The sequence below is a fragment of the Cupriavidus taiwanensis genome (genome assembly GCF_900249755.1).
Classification (GTDB): Bacteria; Pseudomonadota; Gammaproteobacteria; order Burkholderiales; family Burkholderiaceae; genus Cupriavidus; species Cupriavidus taiwanensis_D.
The window spans coordinates 1,679,806-1,695,468 of record NZ_LT976854.1 but is presented as its reverse complement, the minus strand read 5'-3'; the positions used below and the strand labels follow the sequence as shown (position 1 = coordinate 1,695,468).

Here is a 15,663-nt window from a genome sequence, read left to right as displayed (position 1 = left end):
CCAGACATTCAGAGAGTCGCCATGAGTTTGCAGTCCGATTCCGACGCCCGCGCCCAGCACCCGGCCTCCGCGGCCCCCGCGGCCGATGCTGAAAGCAAGACCAACGCCGAGCTGCGCGAGGCCGCCATCAGCCGCATGATCCACGTCGCGATCCAGCTGATCGCCAGGAATGGCGCGTCCCGGCTGTCGCTGGTCGACGTGGGGCGCGAGGCCGGCTACAGCCATTCGCTGCCCAACTATTACTTCAAGAGCAAGACGCGGCTGCTGCTGCAGGTCTACCAGTACATCGTCGACCGTTTCCGGCGCCGCTTTGCGCAGTGGTCGCGCGAGCACAGCCCGGTGCGCGTGCGGCCGGGGCTGACCAACCTCGAAGCCACGGTGCGCGCCTATGTCGGCATGGCCGGTGCGGACCCGGTGCCGTCGCGCGCGCTGCACATCCTGTGGGGCGAGTCGTTTTCGTCGATGCCCGAGCTGCAGCAAATGGCGCGGCCCATCAATGCCGAGAGCGTCGCGGCGTTCGCCGCGCAGGTGCGCATCGGCATTGCGCGCGGCGAGATCGCCAGCGACGTCGACCCGGAGATGTTCGGCCTGATCCTGCTGGGCACGCTGCGCGGCGTGACCGCGCAATCGCTGATCGATCCCGAGCACGTGGACCTTCCCGCGCTGGGCGAAATGCTGATCCGCATCTTCCGGCAGGGCATCGTCGCGCCGGCGGCGCCTGCCAGCCCCGACGCGGCGGCCCCGGAGGCCCCGGACGCTGCCGCGCCGGCGCCGCTGCCTCCCGACTGAATCCCCAGGAATCCATCGCCATGACCTTGCCCGCCTCGCTCTCCGGCCGCCTGCGGCTGCCCCTGATCGCCGCGCCGATGCTGCGCGTTTCCGGCCCCGAGCTGGTCTCGGCCGCGTGCCGCAGCGGCGTGATCGGATCGTTTCCTACCGTCAACGCACGCTCGGCCGAAGAACTGGATGCGTGGCTCACGCGGGTGGCCGCGGACTGCGCCGAAGCCGAAGCCCCGACCGCCCCGGCCTGCCCCAACCTGATCATGCGCCGCAAGCCGGAGATGCTGGCCGAAGACGTGGCGATCCTGGTCAGGCACAAGGTCGAGATGGTGATCGCCAGCGTCGGTTCGCCGGCGGCGGTGGTCAAGCCGCTGCACGACGTCGGCTGCATGGTGCTGGCCGACGTGGCCACGCTGCGCCATGCCGAGAAGGCGCTGCAAGCGGGCGCCGACGGGCTGGTGCTGCTGACCGCCGGCGCCGGCGGCCAGACCGGCTGGCTCAATACCTTCGCTTTCGTACGCGCGGTGCGCCAGATGTTCGATGGCCCGCTGGTGCTGTCGGGCGGCATTTCCGACGGCGCCGCGCTGTGGGCGGCGCGCGTGCTGGGCTGCGACCTCGGCTGCATGGGGACGCGCTTTATCGCCACGCCCGAGAGCATGGCCAGCGACGCGTACCGCCAGATGCTGGTCGACAGTTCGCTCGACGATGTCATGCTGACGCAGGCTTTCACTGGGCTGGACACCAATATGCTGCGCCCGTCGGTGGTCGCCGCCGGCCTCGATCCCAAGGCGCTGGCAGGCCCCATCACGCCGCAGCGGGCCGCCGAGCTGTACAGCGAGCACCACAACGGCGGGCGCGCGCCGCGCCGCTGGGTCGATATCTGGAGCGCGGGCCATTCGGTGTCGGGGGTCGACGCGGTGCGGGACGTGGCCGGGCTGGTGGAGGAGCTGCTGTCCCAGTACAAGGCTGCGCAGCACGACACCACCGGCCTGCTGGCCGCGGCCTGACGCCATGGACGCACGCGCCACCGGCCCGACGCCGGACTCCGTACTGCAGACCCGCCTGACCGCGCTGCTGGGCATCCGCCACCCCATCCTGCTCGGCGGCATGCATCACCTCGGCACATCCGGCGTGGTCGCCGCGGTCGTCAACGCCGGCGCCATGGGCTTCATCACGGCGCGTTCGTTCGAATCGCTGGACGACTACCGCGCCGACCTGCGCCGCTGCCGCACGCTGACCGGCGGGCTGCCGTTCGGCGTCAACCTGACGATGTCCCGGCGCGAGGACTACAACCGGCTGGTGCCGGACTGGATCCGCATTGCCTTCGAGGAGGGTGTGCGCCTGTTCGAAAGCGCCGGCAGTTCGCCCGAAGCGCTGGTCGGCCCCATCCACGACGGCGGCGGCATTCTCGTCCACAAATGTCCGAGCGTGCGCCACGCGGTGACCGCGCAGCGGCTGGGCGTCGACGCGGTGGCGCTGGTGGGGCTGGAGGAGGGCGGCCACCCTGGCGCCAACCAGTTGTCGGCCTTCGTCAATGGCGCCTTTGCGCTGGAGCGGCTGGACCTGCCGCTCGTGATCGGCGGCGGCATCGGCAGCGGCCGGCAGATCGCGGCCGCGCTGGCCTTGGGCGCCGACGGCGTGGTGATGGGCAGCCGCTTCATGGTGGCCAGCGAAATCGCCGCGCACGATGCGCTCAAGCACCGCATCGTCGCGTCGGACGAGCATTGCTCGACCACCATCCTCGGCAGCCTGGGCGATACCTGGCGCGTGCTCGCCAACGACAGCGCGCGTGCAGTGCAGCGCCTGGAGGCGCAAGGGGCGAGCGATCATGCGGCCTTCGGCGACCTGATCCTGTCGTCGCGCACCCGGCAGCGCGTCTATCAGCGCGGCGAGGTCGAGGCGGGCATCGTCTCGCTCGGTCCGGCGGGCGGTTTCGCCGATGCGATCGAACCCGCCGGCCGGATCGTGGCGCGGCTGGTGGCCGATGCGCGCGCCGCGTGCGACGCGCTGGCTGGCCGGAGGGTGGGGTTGCCGGCGTGAGCGGCGTCATTCCCGCTGGCGCATCCATGACCGGCGCGTCGCAGGACGTCAGCCCCTGACGGGGTGCAAACGCTGGCCGGCAGCCGTGACAGGCGATTACGGGGCGGCAGACATGCCGCCCCTTTTTTTTGCTTTGTCTCAATGACGGCGTCGCGACGGAAAGTCCGGCGCTGGCGGGCGGCACGTTTATCGAGCTGCAAGGCTGCAACGATGTAACGATGTAACGATTGTTGCATTGATAAGCGTGCATTGCGGTATCACTTTTGTTGGAACCCGCATCTTATTTTGTTTCCTTCTAACCGGGGAGAGAAACAAATGTTGCATTGCCTTGGGCCGTGCCCCTATACTGCAAACGCGTAGCCGGGTCCAACCCAGGTACTGAACGGGATAACGAGATGCAAGAGCAAAGGCAGCAGCAAAAGCGACGGTTCATGGCCACCCTGTTGTGGCTGGGCGCCGCGGGCTTGGCTGGCCCGGCAATGGCCGACAGCTATCCGTCGCGCCCGATCCGCCTGGTGGTGCCGTCAGCCGCCGGCGGCAGTCCCGACGTGCTGATGCGCGCACTGGGCGCCGAAGTCGGCAAGTCGCTGGGCCAGTCGTTCGTGATCGACAACAAGCCCGGCGCTTCGGGCGTGATCGGCATCTCCGAACTGGAACGCGCCGCGCCTGACGGCTACACGCTCGGCTATGCCAACAACGTGACGCTGTCGATCAACAAGAGCACCTTCCGCAAGCTGCCGTACCGGCCCGATGCCTTCGTGCCGGTGGTGCTGCTGTTCAAGGTGCCGAATGTGATCGCGGTCAAGCCGGAGATGCCGGTGAAGACCTTTGCCGAGCTGGTGGCCTACGTCAAGGCCAACCCGGACAAGGTCACCTATGCCTCGCCGGGGCAAGGCACGTCCGGCCACCTGACCGGCCAGCTGCTCGCGGACAAGGCGGGGCTGGCCTGGACGCACGTCGGCTACAAGGGCAGCCCGCAGGCCGCCACCGATGTGATGGGCGGCCAGGTCAATGTGCTGATCGACAACATGCCGACCATCCTGCCGCTGATCAAGGCCGGCAAGCTCAAGCCGCTGGCAGTGACCAGCCTGGCGCGCTCGCCGCTGCTGCCGGCGCTGCCCACCATCGCGGAGTCCGGCGTGCCGGGTTTCGAAGGGGTGGCCTGGGGCGGCCTGGTCGCGCCGCAAGGCACGCCCGCCGGGGTGGTGGGCAAGCTCAACGGCGCCTTCAACCGCGCGCTGGCGGATCCGGCCATCAAGGACAAGTTCGCCGCGCTGGGCGCCGAGACGGTCGGCGGCACGCCGCAGGCACTGGCCAGCTATGCCGCGCGTGAAACCGACAAATGGGCGGCCGTGGTCAGGCAGGCCGGCATCACGCCGCAGTAAGGCCCGCCGACGAGACAAGGATTGACGATGGCATCGCAACCAGCCGCGCCCAGGCGCGCCGACCTGATCTTCCGCAACGCCACGGTGGTGGACGGCACGGGCGCAACCCGCCGCGTGGCCGATGTGGCAGTCGCGGGCGACCGCATCGTCGCCGTGGGCGGCTGCGCTGACATGACCGCGGAACATACCGTGGACGCAGCCGGCCGCGTGCTGGCGCCGGGCTTTATCGATGCCCACACGCACGACGATGGCTACCTGCTGGTGCATCGGGACATGACCCCCAAGGTGTCGCAGGGCATCACCACGGTGGTGACCGGCAACTGCGGCATCAGCGTGGCGCCGCTGATCAGCAGCGCGCCGCCGCAGCCGCTGGACCTGCTGGGGCCGCCCGCGCTGTTCCGCTTCGATACCTTCGCGCAGTGGCTCGACGCGCTGCGCGCGACGCCGGCCAATGTCAACGTGGTGCCGCTGCTCGGGCATTCGACGTTGCGCGTGCGCGCGATGCCGGAGCTGAACCGGGCCGCCAATGCAGCGGAAATCGCCGCGATGCGCGATGAGGTCAGGCTGGCGATGGAGGCGGGCGCCTTCGGTGTCTCGACCGGCACGTTCTATCCGCCCGCCGCAGCCGCCACCGAAGCCGAGATCATCGCCGTGTGCGAGCCCGTCCGCAGCCACAGCGGCATCTATTCCACCCACCTGCGCGACGAGACCGACGACATCGTGCCGTCGATCGAAGAAGCGCTGCGCATTGGCCGCGCACTCGACTGCCCGGTGGTGTTCTCCCACCACAAGGTCGCGGGCAAGCGCAACCACGGGCGTTCGGTCGAAACCCTCGGTCTGCTGGCTGAAGCCGCACGCCTGCAGCCGCTGTGCCTGGACTGCCATCCCTATCCCGCGACCTCGACCATGCTGCGGCTGGACCGCGTGCGCCAGTCCACGCGCACCATGATCACCTGGTCCACCGGCTACCCGGCCGCGGGCGGCCGCGACTTCCACGAACTGATGCAGGTGCTTGGCCTGGACGAAGACGCGCTGCTGGCAAAGCTGCGCCCCGCCGCGGCGATCTACTTCATCATGGATGAGCGCGACGTCGAGCGCATTGCGCAGTTTCCGCTGACCATCTTCGGCTCCGACGGCCTGCCGTTCGATCCGCGCCCGCATCCGCGGCAGTGGGGCACCTTCCCGCGCATCCTCGCGCGCATGGTGCGCGAAGACCGGCTGATGACGCTGGAAACCGCAATCCACAAGATGTCCGGGCTGGCCGCGCAGCAATACGGGCTGGCAGACCGCGGCCGGATCGCGCCGGGCGCGTTTGCCGACCTGGTGCTGTTCGATGCGGACCGGGTGCAGGACCATGCCACCTTTGAAGACCCGCTGCAACTGAGCACCGGCATCCACGGCGTCTGGGTCAACGGCGCCAGGGTCTGGGAACAGTCCACGCAGGCGCACAGCGAAGGCAGCGCACTGCCCGCCTTTTCCGGCCGCGTGCTGGAGCGCCGCCCCACCGACACCAATTCTGCTCTGCGCCGCTGACGCGCGGCACCACCACCACACCATCATGACCCACGTATTCCATCGCAATCCGCGCCAGAAGCTGCCCGTTGCCGTTGCCGGGCAGGGCATCGAACTGATCGACAGCGAGGGCCGGCGCTATCTCGACGCCTCCGGCGGTGCCGCCGTGTCGTGCCTGGGGCACGGCCATCCGTGCGTGATCGAGGCGATCAAGGCGCAGCTGGACACCATCGCTTACGCGCACACCTCGTTCTTCACCACCGAGGTGTCGGAGACGCTGGCGAATACGCTGGCACAGGCCGCGCCGGGCGATCTCGACCATGTGTACTTCGTCTCGGGCGGCTCCGAGGCGGTGGAAGCGGCGCTGAAGCTGGCGCGCCAATACTTTGTCGAAGTGGGGCAGCCCGCTCGCCGCCACTTCATCGCGCGCCGCCAGAGCTATCACGGCAACACGCTCGGCGCGCTCGCCATCGGCGGCAACGCCTGGCGGCGCGAGCCCTTCCTGCCGCTGCTGGTGCCGGCGCACCACGTGTCGCCGTGCTACGCCTACCGTGACCGGCACGCGGGCGAGAGCGATGCACAGTACGCGCAGCGCCTGGCCGACGAACTCGAAGCCAAGATCCTGGACCTGGGCCCTGAAACCGTTGCGGCGTTCGTTGCGGAGACCGTGGTCGGCGCCACCGCCGGCGCGGTGCCGCCGGTGGGGGACTACCTGAAGCGCATCCGCGCGGTGTGCGACAAGTACGGCGTGCTGCTGATCCTCGATGAAGTGATGTCAGGCATGGGACGCACCGGCTACCTGTTCGCTTGCGAAGAGGATGGCGTGGTGCCGGACATCGTCACCATCGCCAAGGGCCTGGGCGCGGGCTACCAGCCCATCGGCGCGATGCTGTCGACGCGCCGGATCTATGACGCCATCGTCGGCGGCAGCGGCTTCTTCCAGCACGGCCACACTTATATCGGCCATGCCACCGCCTGCGCCGCGGCGCTGGCGGTACAGCGCACCATTGTCGAGGAAGGGCTGCTGGCCAACGTGCTGGCCCGCGGCGAGCAACTGCGCAGCCGCCTGAGCGAGGCGCTGGGCGAGCACCCAAACCTGGGCGATGTGCGCGGACGCGGCCTGTTCGTCGGCGTGGAGTTCGTCGCCGACCGCGACAGCAAGGCCACGCTCGATCCCGCGCTGAAGACGCATGCGCGGCTGAAATCGGCGGCGATGCAGAATGGTTTGCTGGTCTATCCGATGGGCGGCACGGTCGATGGCGTGCATGGCGACCACGTGTTGTTCGCGCCGCCGTTTATTTGCACGGCGGGGGATATCGACCGGATTGTGGAGCGCTTTGCGGCGGCGGTGCAGACGGTGTTGCCGGCGAACGTCACGGTCTGAACGACTGAAAAGCACCGCTTGCTGCCGGTTTGCTCCCCTCTCCCGCTTTGCGGGAGAGGGGAGCACGCAATCTGGAGTTTGGAAGGCCGAGGCCAATTGAAGCCGCTGCCGGTTTGCTCCCCTCTCCCGCTTGCGGGAGAGGGGCCGGGGGTGAGGGCCGGCGCTGGCAATAGCGACAGCTTTCACTTCGTGGAAGCTCCCGCCCTCACCCCAACCCTCTCCCGCAAGCCGGAGAGGGAGTACACAAGCGGGGATTTGGAAGGCTCGCGGTGACGTTGCTGCTTCGGGTTTGCTCCCCTCGCCCGCACGCAGGAGAGCAAGCACACAATCGGTCGCAATACCTGCATCGCCCTCAACCCTACAACCTGAACTCCCCCACCACCTGCTGCAATTCCGTGGCCTGCCCCGCCAGCGCCTGCGAGGCGCTGGCCGCCTGTTCCACCAGCGCCGCGTTCTGCTGCGTCACCGTGTCCATCTGCGCCACGGCCTCGTTGACCTGCGCGATGCCGGCGCTTTGCTGTTCCGATGCCGTGGTGATCTCGCCCAGCAGACCGGTGACGCTGGCCACTGCCTGCACGATCTCCTGCATGGTGGCGCCGGCCTGGCCCACCAGCGCCGAGCCGCTGTCGACCTGCTGCACCGAAGCATCGATCAGCTGCTTGATCTCGCGCGCCGCGGCGGCGCTGCGTTGCGCCAGCGTGCGCACCTCGCCGGCGACCACGGCGAAGCCGCGGCCCTGTTCGCCCGCGCGCGCGGCTTCCACCGCGGCGTTCAGCGCCAGGATATTGGTCTGGAAGGCGATGCCCTCGATCACTTCGATGATGTCGGTGACCTTGCGCGAGCTGGCGCTGATCGCCGACATGGTCTGCACCACGTTGCCGACCACTTCGCCGCCGCGCGCGGCGATGCCCGACGCGCTGGCTGCCATGCCGTTGGCTGCACGGGCGCGTTCGGTGTTCTGCTGCACCATGGCGGTCAGCTCGCCCATGCTCGACGCGGTTTGCTGCAGCGCCGCGGCCTGTTCCTCGGTGCGCTGCGACAGGTCGGTATTGCCTGCGGCAATCTGGTGCGACGCATCGGTAATGGAATCAGTGGCGGTGCGGATGCGCGTGACCAGGTCGGTCAGCATGTCCTCCATCTCGCCCAGGCCGCCCAGCAGCCGGCCGAACTCGCCGCCGCGCTCGGTGTTGAACTCCTGGCTGAGGTCGCCGGCGGCCACGGTCTCGGCGATGTGGACGGCTTCGGACAGCGGCGCCTCGATGCTGCGCGCAAGCCCCCATACCGCGCCCACGGCCAGGCATAGCCCGGCCCCGGCCAGCGCGATCAGCAGGCGCCGCGCGTCGGCGGCGTCCTGCAGGCGCGGCACGGCCACCGCGGTCCCGATCGCCATCAGCGACCACATGGCGCCAAACGCCGCGCCCAGGCGTATGCGTATCCCCAGGTTCTGCATCTTCGCTCCCGTCTCCGTCCCGTCTTGTCCTGATCCGACCCCATTGCTTAACGGCGGGGAAGGGCAAAGGCTTTAGCGCGCGGCCTTCGCTTACATTTGCAATTGAGTTGCGTTATGATGGCGCCCGTCGATCTCGCCAGCGCCATCTCAATGCGTCTGCATGCCAACCTCGTGCGTCTCGCCTGGGCCGTGCTCCTGCTCGTTCTCGTGCAGGCGTGGGCGTCGGTGATGCACGTGCATGCAACGCCGGAGACGCGGGCGCAGAGCGCGAGCCTGGCCGTAGCCGCCGACCGGTACGAAGACGCCGGGAACATCGACGCCGACCGCGCGCCGGCCGAAGGCGAGACGGAGTGCGATTGCCTGTGGTGCTCGCCCAGGCTGCACCTGTTCCTGTGCATCGCGCTCGCGGCGTCGCTGCTGGGCGTGATCCGGCGCTTGCGGTCGCGCATGCCGCCGGTCGATGTCGCCGCGCCGCCCTGGCGCACCCGCTTCCTGTCTCCACCCACCTTGCGCGCGCCGCCGGCGCTGCCCCGCGCCGCCGGCTGACCGCCGCGGCGCCCCCTCCCTTTACGTCTGATTCCGCGCCCGCGCCATGCCGGCGCGCGGCTTGCTCACGTCTGGATTTGGTACGGCCAGCCCGGTGCCCGTAGCGGCTACCGCCCGCGCTGCCGCAAGGGTTCATGAACAACAACGAATACACGGGTACCGCGCGCGCCCTCGCTTGCGCGCTGTTGCCGCTGGCCTCTGGCGTGCTTAGCCAGGCCGCATCGGCCCAGGCCGGGCATGTGGAACTGCCGCAAGTCAGCGTGGTGGCGACGCAGGACGAGCGCCCGCATGACCAGCGCAATGTCGTCACGACCGACAGCGCGGGGCTGCCCGCAGCGGTGTCGGTGGTCACCGCCGACGAGCTGGCCACGATCAATATCGGCCGCGACATCTCCAACATGTTCCGCCGCGTGCCCGGCGTGGTGGCCAATAACATCGACCAGGGCGATACCGGCAATGGCTTTCGCATGCGCGGCTTTGCCACGCAGGGCACGCACGGGGCCGACACCGCGGTCTATGTCGACGGGGTGCCGCAGAACATGCCGTCCAGCCAGGCCGGGGCCGGGCATGGACCGGCGTTCCTGGAATGGCTGACGCCGGACATGATCGGCCAGATCGACGTGATCAAGGGACCGGTATCGGCGTTGTACGGCGACCAGAACCGCGCGGGCGCGGTGCCGATCCAGACCCAGTCCGGCGACGTGCCGTCGAGCTTCGGCATCGGGCTGGAGCGCTACGACGGCAAGCGCGCCACGCTTGTGCTGTCGGGCCGCCACGCGCTGCGGCCCGAGTCGGAACCGATCCAGTCGCTGTTCGTGGCGGACCTGTACCGCACGCACAGCTACCGCTACGACGGCAGCACCGAGCGCGACAACCTGTTCTGGAAGCTGTCGACCCGGATCGGCGACGGCCTGTACAGCCTGCGCCTGAATCACTATCGCGCCGAATCGACGGCGGCCGGCTACCTGCTGCTGAGCGACCTGCAATCCGGCAAGGTGGACCCGCGCTCGACGCAGTACGGCCTGCCCGGCTTCGGCAGCGGCAAGCGCTCGATGTTCGCGCTGAACCGCGCGCCGGCGCATGGCGAAGAAGGCTGGTACGCGACCTTGTACGGCGAAGCCTTCGAGCGCGAGCGCGGCATCGCCACCAGCAGCGTGCAGCATACGGTCGGGTCGGACGACCGGAATATCTTCGGCGGCCGGCTCGCCGCCAACCTCACCTTCACCGACCGGGCCGCGCTGATGGCCGGGCTGGAAGTGCGCCGCGACCACGGCGACGCGCAGCGCCAGATCTGGCTGCGGGGCGCGCCGACGGCCAACTATGTCAACGCCCAGCGGCTCAGCCTGCTGACCTACGGGCTGTTCGTGCAGGGGCAGATCAAGCCGGTCGATTCGGTCAAGCTGAGCGCCGGCCTGCGGCGCGACTGGTTCGACTACGACATCGTCAACCGCAAGCTGCCGGCCGCGAGCACGGACTATTTCAAAGGGGTCACCACGCCGAAGATCGGCGCGGCGTGGACCGTGCTGCCGGGGCTGGACCTGTTCGCCAATGTCGCGCAGGGCTTCCGTTCGCCTGCGGCGGAGCAGATCAGCAGCAGCGGCGCGCCCGGGCCGCTGGGCGCGCCTGGCGGCACGGTCCATGACGTATCGCCGTCGAAGGTGAAGTCCTACGACGTGGGCTTTACCGCAAGCCCGGCCCGCAACCTGACGCTCACCGCCGCGGCCTACTACACGCTGAACCAGGACGAGATCGTGGGCCAGCCCGACGGATCGTTCCGCTCGGTGGGGGACACGACCCGCAAGGGCTATGAGGTGGAGGCGCGCTGGCGGCCGCTGCGGCCGGTGTCGCTCTACGCCAGCTACGGACACATCATCCAGGCCGAGGCCAACAACCCGCTGCCCAACACGGGCGCCAGGCTGTCGGTGCCGCGCCACCAGCTCAAGATCGGGGCGGAGTACCGGCAGCGGCTGCACGGCGCGCAGCTGACCGTCAATGCCGATGCCTACCTGACCACCGGCATCCCGTATTACATGGGAACGCCGCAGACCCAGCTGCGCTTTATGCCGGCCTACACGCGCTTCGACCTGCGCGGGGTGCTGGACTGGAAGCAATACCAGCTGTCGCTGTTCGCGGTGCTGCAGCCGCACCGGTTCTCGACCGAGGCGGCCTATGGCGCGGCGGCCGGGCTGCTGGTATCGCCGCAGCCGAAATGGCAATTTGGCATGGCGGCACGCTACTTTTTCTGACCTGTCCGACGGAGACCCGACATGCTTGAAATCCGTGACCTGGTGGTGCTGCGCGACGGGCGTCGCGCGGTCGACCGCCTGGATCTTTGCGTACCCGCAGGCTGTGTCTATGCCTTGCTGGGCGGCAATGGCGCCGGCAAGACCACGACCATCGACGCGATCCTGGGCTTTGTCCCGCCGGCGGGCGGCATCGTGCGCGTGGACGGTTTATCGCCCGTGGCCGACCCCGTGGCAGTGCGGCGGCGCGTGGCCTACCTGCCGGAAAACGTCGCGCTGTATCCCTACCTGTCTGGCGTGGAAAACCTGGACTACTTCTGCGCGATGGCGGGGATTGCGCTGTCGCGCGCCGAGGCCGCCGCGCTGCTGGACCGCGCCGGGCTGGCGCGCGAGGCGCAGGGCCGGCGCGTCGGTGCCTACTCGAAGGGCATGCGCCAGAAGGTCGGGCTGGCGATTGCCCAGGCCAGGGCGGCGTCGCTGCTGCTGCTCGATGAGCCGACCTCGGGACTGGACCCGGCCGCGGCCGACGACATGGCGCGCCGCGTGCGCGAGGCCGCCGATGCCGGCATGGCGGTGCTGATGGCCACGCATGACCTCTACAACGCCAGGCAGCTTGCCGACCGCATCGGCATCCTGCGCGCCGGCGTGCTGGTGGCCGAGCTCGACGCGGCCACGCTCGACCACCAGGCGCTGACCGCCGCCTACCTGGCGCATGCGCGCGCAACGGAGGCGGCATCATGATCGGGGCCGTGTTGCGCAAGGAACTCAGGGCGATGGCCAGGGAGGGGCGCATCGCCGTACTGCTGGGCGTGGGCGCGGTGGTGCTGGCGATCGCCATGCTGATGTCGCTGCAGCGCCATGCCACGCGTGCCGGCGAGGTGGCGCAGGTCGCCGCATCGACCCGGCAGCAGTGGGACGACCAGGGCGACAAGCACCCGCATCGCGCCGCGCACTTCGGCCTCTATGTGTTCCGGCCGGCGTCGCCGCTGACGGCGATCGAGCCGGGGCTGGGCGATTACTTCGGCCAGGCGCTGTGGCTGGAGCCGCACCGGCGCAATGTCGCGCGCTTCGAGCCCGCGCAGGACGCGCTGCCATCCGCGCGCCTTGGCGACCTGAGCGCCGGCTTCGTGTTCGCGGCGCTGTTGCCGCTGCTGGTGCTTGCCGTCAGCTTCGATGCCGTCAGCGGCGAGCGCCAGCGCGGCACGCTGCGGATGCTGCACGGCGCCGGCATGGCCCCGCCCAGCCTGCTGGCCGGCAAGTTCCTGGCGCTGGCCGCGGTCTTTGCCGGCTTTGCGCTCGCGCTGGCGGCGGCGCCGGTGGCGGCGAGCTATGCGCAGGGCGCGCTCGATGCCGGGGTGTGGTGGCGCGCCGCGGGCCTGGGCGCCGGCTACCTGCTCTACATCGCCATCCTGGTGGGCGTGGGGCTGGCGGTCTCGACGTGGATGGCCGACGGCAGGAGCGCGTTGCTGGCGCTGGCGGGATTGTGGCTGGCCTTTGTCTTCGTCATTCCGGGCGCCGGCGCGGCCGTAGCGCGGCATGCCGTGCCGCTGCCATCGGCGCAAGCCTTCTGGGCCGGGATCCAGCACGACTACCAGCAAGGGCTGCCGGGCGACGGCAACCTGGCCGCGCGCACCGCGCGCCATGACGCGGCGCTGCTGGCGCGCTACGGCGTGACGCGCCTGGCCGACCTGCCGGTGGGCGCGGCGCCGCTGCGCAGGCTGGAGCGCGACGCCTACGCCGACCGCGTCCACGCGCTGCATTTCGATGCGCTGTGGCAGCGCTACGCGGCGCAGGAGAACGTGATGCGTGCGGCCGCGCTGCTCAGCCCGACGCTGGCGATCCGCAACTTCGCCATGAGGATGGCCGGCACGGACCTCGCGCACCAGCGCCACTTCGAGACCGCAGCGGAGCGCTACCGGCAAACCGTCAATACGGCCATCGACACCTGGGACGCAAGCCATACCCGCGGCCTGACCTCGTTCGACGAGAAATATGCCGGCGCATCGCTGTGGCGCGCGATCCGGCCCTTTGCCTACACCATGCCGCCGGCGCAGTTCGCGCTGCGCGCGGCGTGGCCCGAGATCGCATGCCTGCTGTGGTGGTGCGGGCTGGCCGTGGCCGGGCTATACGGTTCCCTGCGGAGGCTTAAGCCATGAATGTCACCAAACAGACCGGGCGACTCCTGTCCGCCCAGTGGCGCGCGCTGTGGGCCGCGCGTGGTGCACGGTGGGCGCTGTTGCTGTGCGCTGTTGCGCTGTGCGCCTGCGCGGTGGTGTCGGGGCTGAATGCGCGTGCGTGGCAGGCCAGGTTCCAGCAACTGGACGCCGGCGCACAAGCCGCCTTGCATCAGGCCGGGTCGCGGGCGTTGCCAGCGGCGCCGGATGAAGCCGCCATGGCGGCGTTCCGTTTTGCCCGGGCGCATGCGCCGGCGGCGCTGCTGCCCGCCGCGGGCGGCCGGGCGCTGACCAGCGGCATGCTCGAGCTGCTGCCGCCAGCCATCCGCGTCACCGTGGAAAGCCGTTATACCGACGCGCGCAACGAGGAAAAGCTGGGCAACCCGCTGCTGCAGCGCTATGGCATGGTGGACCTGGCGACAGCGCTTGCGTTGCTGGTGCCGCTGCTGCTGGTGTGCCTGGGCGCGGGCGTGGTCCAGGGCGAGCGCGAGCGCGGTACGTGGCGGATGTCGCTGGCGCAGGGCGCAGCCGGCTGGCGGCTGCTGCTTGGCGCGATGGCGGTGCGGGCGGGCGCGGTGTGGGGGGTGGCGATGCTGGCTTCGCTGCTGGCGTTCATGCTGGACCCGGCGGCGACGCTGCGCGCCTTCGGGGCGTGGGTGTTCTGCATCAGCGTGTTCGTCGTGTTCTGGAGCGCAGCCAGCGCATGGCTGAACCTGCTGCCGGGTTCCGCCGCCACGGCGGTGCTGGCCGGCCTGGGCCTGTGGGCCGCCGTTACCTTCGGCGCTCCGGCGGTGATCGCGGCGGCGGCGGACCGCAGCGCGCCGATGCCGTCGCGGCTGGCCGCGATCGTGCAGATGCGCGCCGCCCAGCAGGACGCCGAAGCCGCCGCGGCGGACCTGGTGCGGGCATGGTATCGCGCCAATCCGCAATGGGCGCCGGCCGCGCCGCGCCAGCACAGCTGGCCAGTTTCATTCATGCCGCGCTATCTCGAGCAGGCCGCGCGCATCGAACCGGTCGCGGCCGCGTTCGACCGCACGCGCGCGCAGCGGTTCGAGTACGCGGAAAACTTGGCGTGGCTGTCGCCGCCGCTGTCACTGCTGCTCGCGGCGGAACGGCTGGCGGGGCACGATGCCCCGCGCTACGCCCGCTACATGGAGCAGGTGAACCGCTTCGAAACGCAGTGGCGGGACTTCTTCGTGCCGCGCATCATGAGCTATCGCGGCGTGTTGCCGCACGACTACGCCAACGCGCCGCGCTTCGCCTGGGCGGACAATCCCTCATGGCGCGCAGTGTGGCGTGGCGGGCTGCAGCAACTGGCATTGGCCGCTGCGCTGCTGGGCCTGCTGTGGCGGTGCCGGGCCCGGCTGGCCCGGCCCTGACGCGCTGCGCTCAGGCGGCTTCCTTCAGCGCTGCCAGCGCCTGCCGGCCCGCGACCAGCTGCTGCGCCACTTCGGCCACGCGGGCGCCCAGGTGTTCAGCGGTACGCAGGTCGGCCGGCGGCGGCGCGACTTCGGCGCTGACATCCGCATCCGATTGCGCGGCCGCGCCCAGGAAGAAGCCATGGCGGTTCAGCGTGTCCTCGGTCGACCTGGAGTTGTTGTGGCCCGAAGTCAGGCCCAGGTTGACCCAGTGCATGCCGTGCTGCGCCGCGAAGATGGCGATCTGCTGCAGCGTGGCGAGCTTGTCGCCGGAGCGCGAGGCGGCGTTGGTAAAGCCGGCGGCGACCTTGTTGGCCCACTTGCCGCCCTTGGCGAACACGTTGCGCGAGGTCGCGTCCATGAAGCCCTTGAACTGGGCCGAGGCGCTGCCCATGTAGGTCGGCGCGCCGAAGACGATGGCGTCGACCTGTTCCAGCGTGTCCCAGTGCTGGTCGATGTCCTCGACCGGGATCAGCAGGCTCTCGGCGCCCGCGACACTGCCGGCGCCGCGCGCGACGGCCTGGGCCTGCCTGGCGGTGTGGCCGTAGCCGCTGTGGTAGACGATGGCAACGCGGGTGGGGGCGGTGGTCATGATTTCGATCCTTTTGATTTCGAAAATCTGAATATCGTTATGCTGCATTGCCTGGGTAGAAGTTTGCGGGCTGCAGCGGCTGGTGAAGAAAGTGTAGGGGCGCGAAGCGGGGCCGGCAGGGGGCGCTGCGCAATAAGTT

13 protein-coding genes are annotated in these 15,663 nt (G+C 69.8%); 11 read left to right on the top strand and 2 right to left on the bottom strand.

Annotated elements, in window-relative coordinates; translation table 11 throughout:
* Positions 1 to 21 precede the first annotated feature (21 nt).
* From CBM2594_RS23235 to CBM2594_RS23210, 6 genes are all read left to right on the top strand, one after another.
* Positions 22 to 789, top strand: a complete 768-nt coding sequence (locus tag CBM2594_RS23235) for a TetR/AcrR family transcriptional regulator (RefSeq protein ID WP_116359144.1) — start codon at positions 22 to 24, stop codon at positions 787 to 789.
* Between the two features lie 20 nt (positions 790 to 809).
* Complete coding sequence (locus CBM2594_RS23230) at positions 810 to 1,787, top strand: NAD(P)H-dependent flavin oxidoreductase (RefSeq protein WP_116359143.1); 978 nt, start codon at positions 810 to 812, stop codon at positions 1,785 to 1,787.
* Between the two features lie 4 nt (positions 1,788 to 1,791).
* Positions 1,792 to 2,820 carry an NAD(P)H-dependent flavin oxidoreductase gene (locus tag CBM2594_RS23225; protein ID WP_116359142.1) on the top strand — a complete coding sequence of 343 codons (1,029 nt, stop codon included), beginning with the start codon at positions 1,792 to 1,794 and terminating at the stop codon, positions 2,818 to 2,820.
* Positions 2,821 to 3,251: 431 nt separating this feature from the next.
* Entirely contained in the window at positions 3,252 to 4,205 is a 954-nt protein-coding gene (locus CBM2594_RS23220) for a Bug family tripartite tricarboxylate transporter substrate binding protein (RefSeq protein ID WP_232346721.1), read from the top strand.
* Between the two features lie 27 nt (positions 4,206 to 4,232).
* Complete coding sequence (locus CBM2594_RS23215) at positions 4,233 to 5,738, top strand: N-acyl-D-amino-acid deacylase family protein (RefSeq protein WP_116359140.1); 1,506 nt, start codon at positions 4,233 to 4,235, stop codon at positions 5,736 to 5,738.
* Between the two features lie 25 nt (positions 5,739 to 5,763).
* On the top strand, positions 5,764 to 7,101 hold the full coding sequence (locus CBM2594_RS23210; RefSeq protein ID WP_116359139.1) for an aspartate aminotransferase family protein: 1,338 nt from the start codon (positions 5,764 to 5,766) through the stop codon (positions 7,099 to 7,101).
* Between the two features lie 358 nt (positions 7,102 to 7,459).
* Here CBM2594_RS23210 and CBM2594_RS23205 read toward each other — a convergent pair whose 3' ends face one another.
* Positions 7,460 to 8,551, bottom strand: coding sequence for a methyl-accepting chemotaxis protein (locus tag CBM2594_RS23205; RefSeq protein ID WP_116359138.1), 1,092 nt, complete (start codon positions 8,549 to 8,551; stop codon positions 7,460 to 7,462).
* 114 nt (positions 8,552 to 8,665) lie between these two features.
* Here CBM2594_RS23205 and CBM2594_RS23200 point away from each other — a divergent pair, with 114 nt between their 5' ends.
* The 5 genes from CBM2594_RS23200 (at position 8,666) to CBM2594_RS23180 (ending at position 14,893) form a co-directional block, all read left to right on the top strand.
* Positions 8,666 to 9,097 (top strand): hypothetical protein, encoded by a 432-nt coding sequence (locus tag CBM2594_RS23200; RefSeq protein WP_116359137.1) that lies wholly within the window; start codon positions 8,666 to 8,668, stop codon positions 9,095 to 9,097.
* 134 nt (positions 9,098 to 9,231) lie between these two features.
* Positions 9,232 to 11,343, top strand: coding sequence for a TonB-dependent receptor (locus CBM2594_RS23195; RefSeq protein WP_116359136.1), 2,112 nt, complete (start codon positions 9,232 to 9,234; stop codon positions 11,341 to 11,343).
* Positions 11,344 to 11,364: 21 nt separating this feature from the next.
* Complete coding sequence (locus tag CBM2594_RS23190; RefSeq protein ID WP_116359135.1) at positions 11,365 to 12,081, top strand: ABC transporter ATP-binding protein; 717 nt, start codon at positions 11,365 to 11,367, stop codon at positions 12,079 to 12,081.
* A complete protein-coding gene (locus tag CBM2594_RS23185; RefSeq protein WP_116359134.1) occupies positions 12,078 to 13,496 on the top strand; it encodes an ABC transporter permease in 1,419 nt (472 codons plus the stop codon). The genes CBM2594_RS23190 and CBM2594_RS23185 overlap by 4 nt, the downstream gene beginning before the upstream one ends.
* On the top strand, positions 13,493 to 14,893 hold the full coding sequence (locus tag CBM2594_RS23180) for a DUF3526 domain-containing protein (RefSeq protein ID WP_116359133.1): 1,401 nt from the start codon (positions 13,493 to 13,495) through the stop codon (positions 14,891 to 14,893). The genes CBM2594_RS23185 and CBM2594_RS23180 overlap by 4 nt, the downstream gene beginning before the upstream one ends.
* Before the next feature lie 10 nt (positions 14,894 to 14,903).
* On the opposite strand, the gene CBM2594_RS23175 is transcribed toward CBM2594_RS23180, so the two are convergent.
* Positions 14,904 to 15,524, bottom strand: a complete 621-nt coding sequence (locus tag CBM2594_RS23175; RefSeq protein ID WP_116359740.1) for a flavodoxin family protein — start codon at positions 15,522 to 15,524, stop codon at positions 14,904 to 14,906.
* Positions 15,525 to 15,663: the final 139 nt, after the last annotated feature.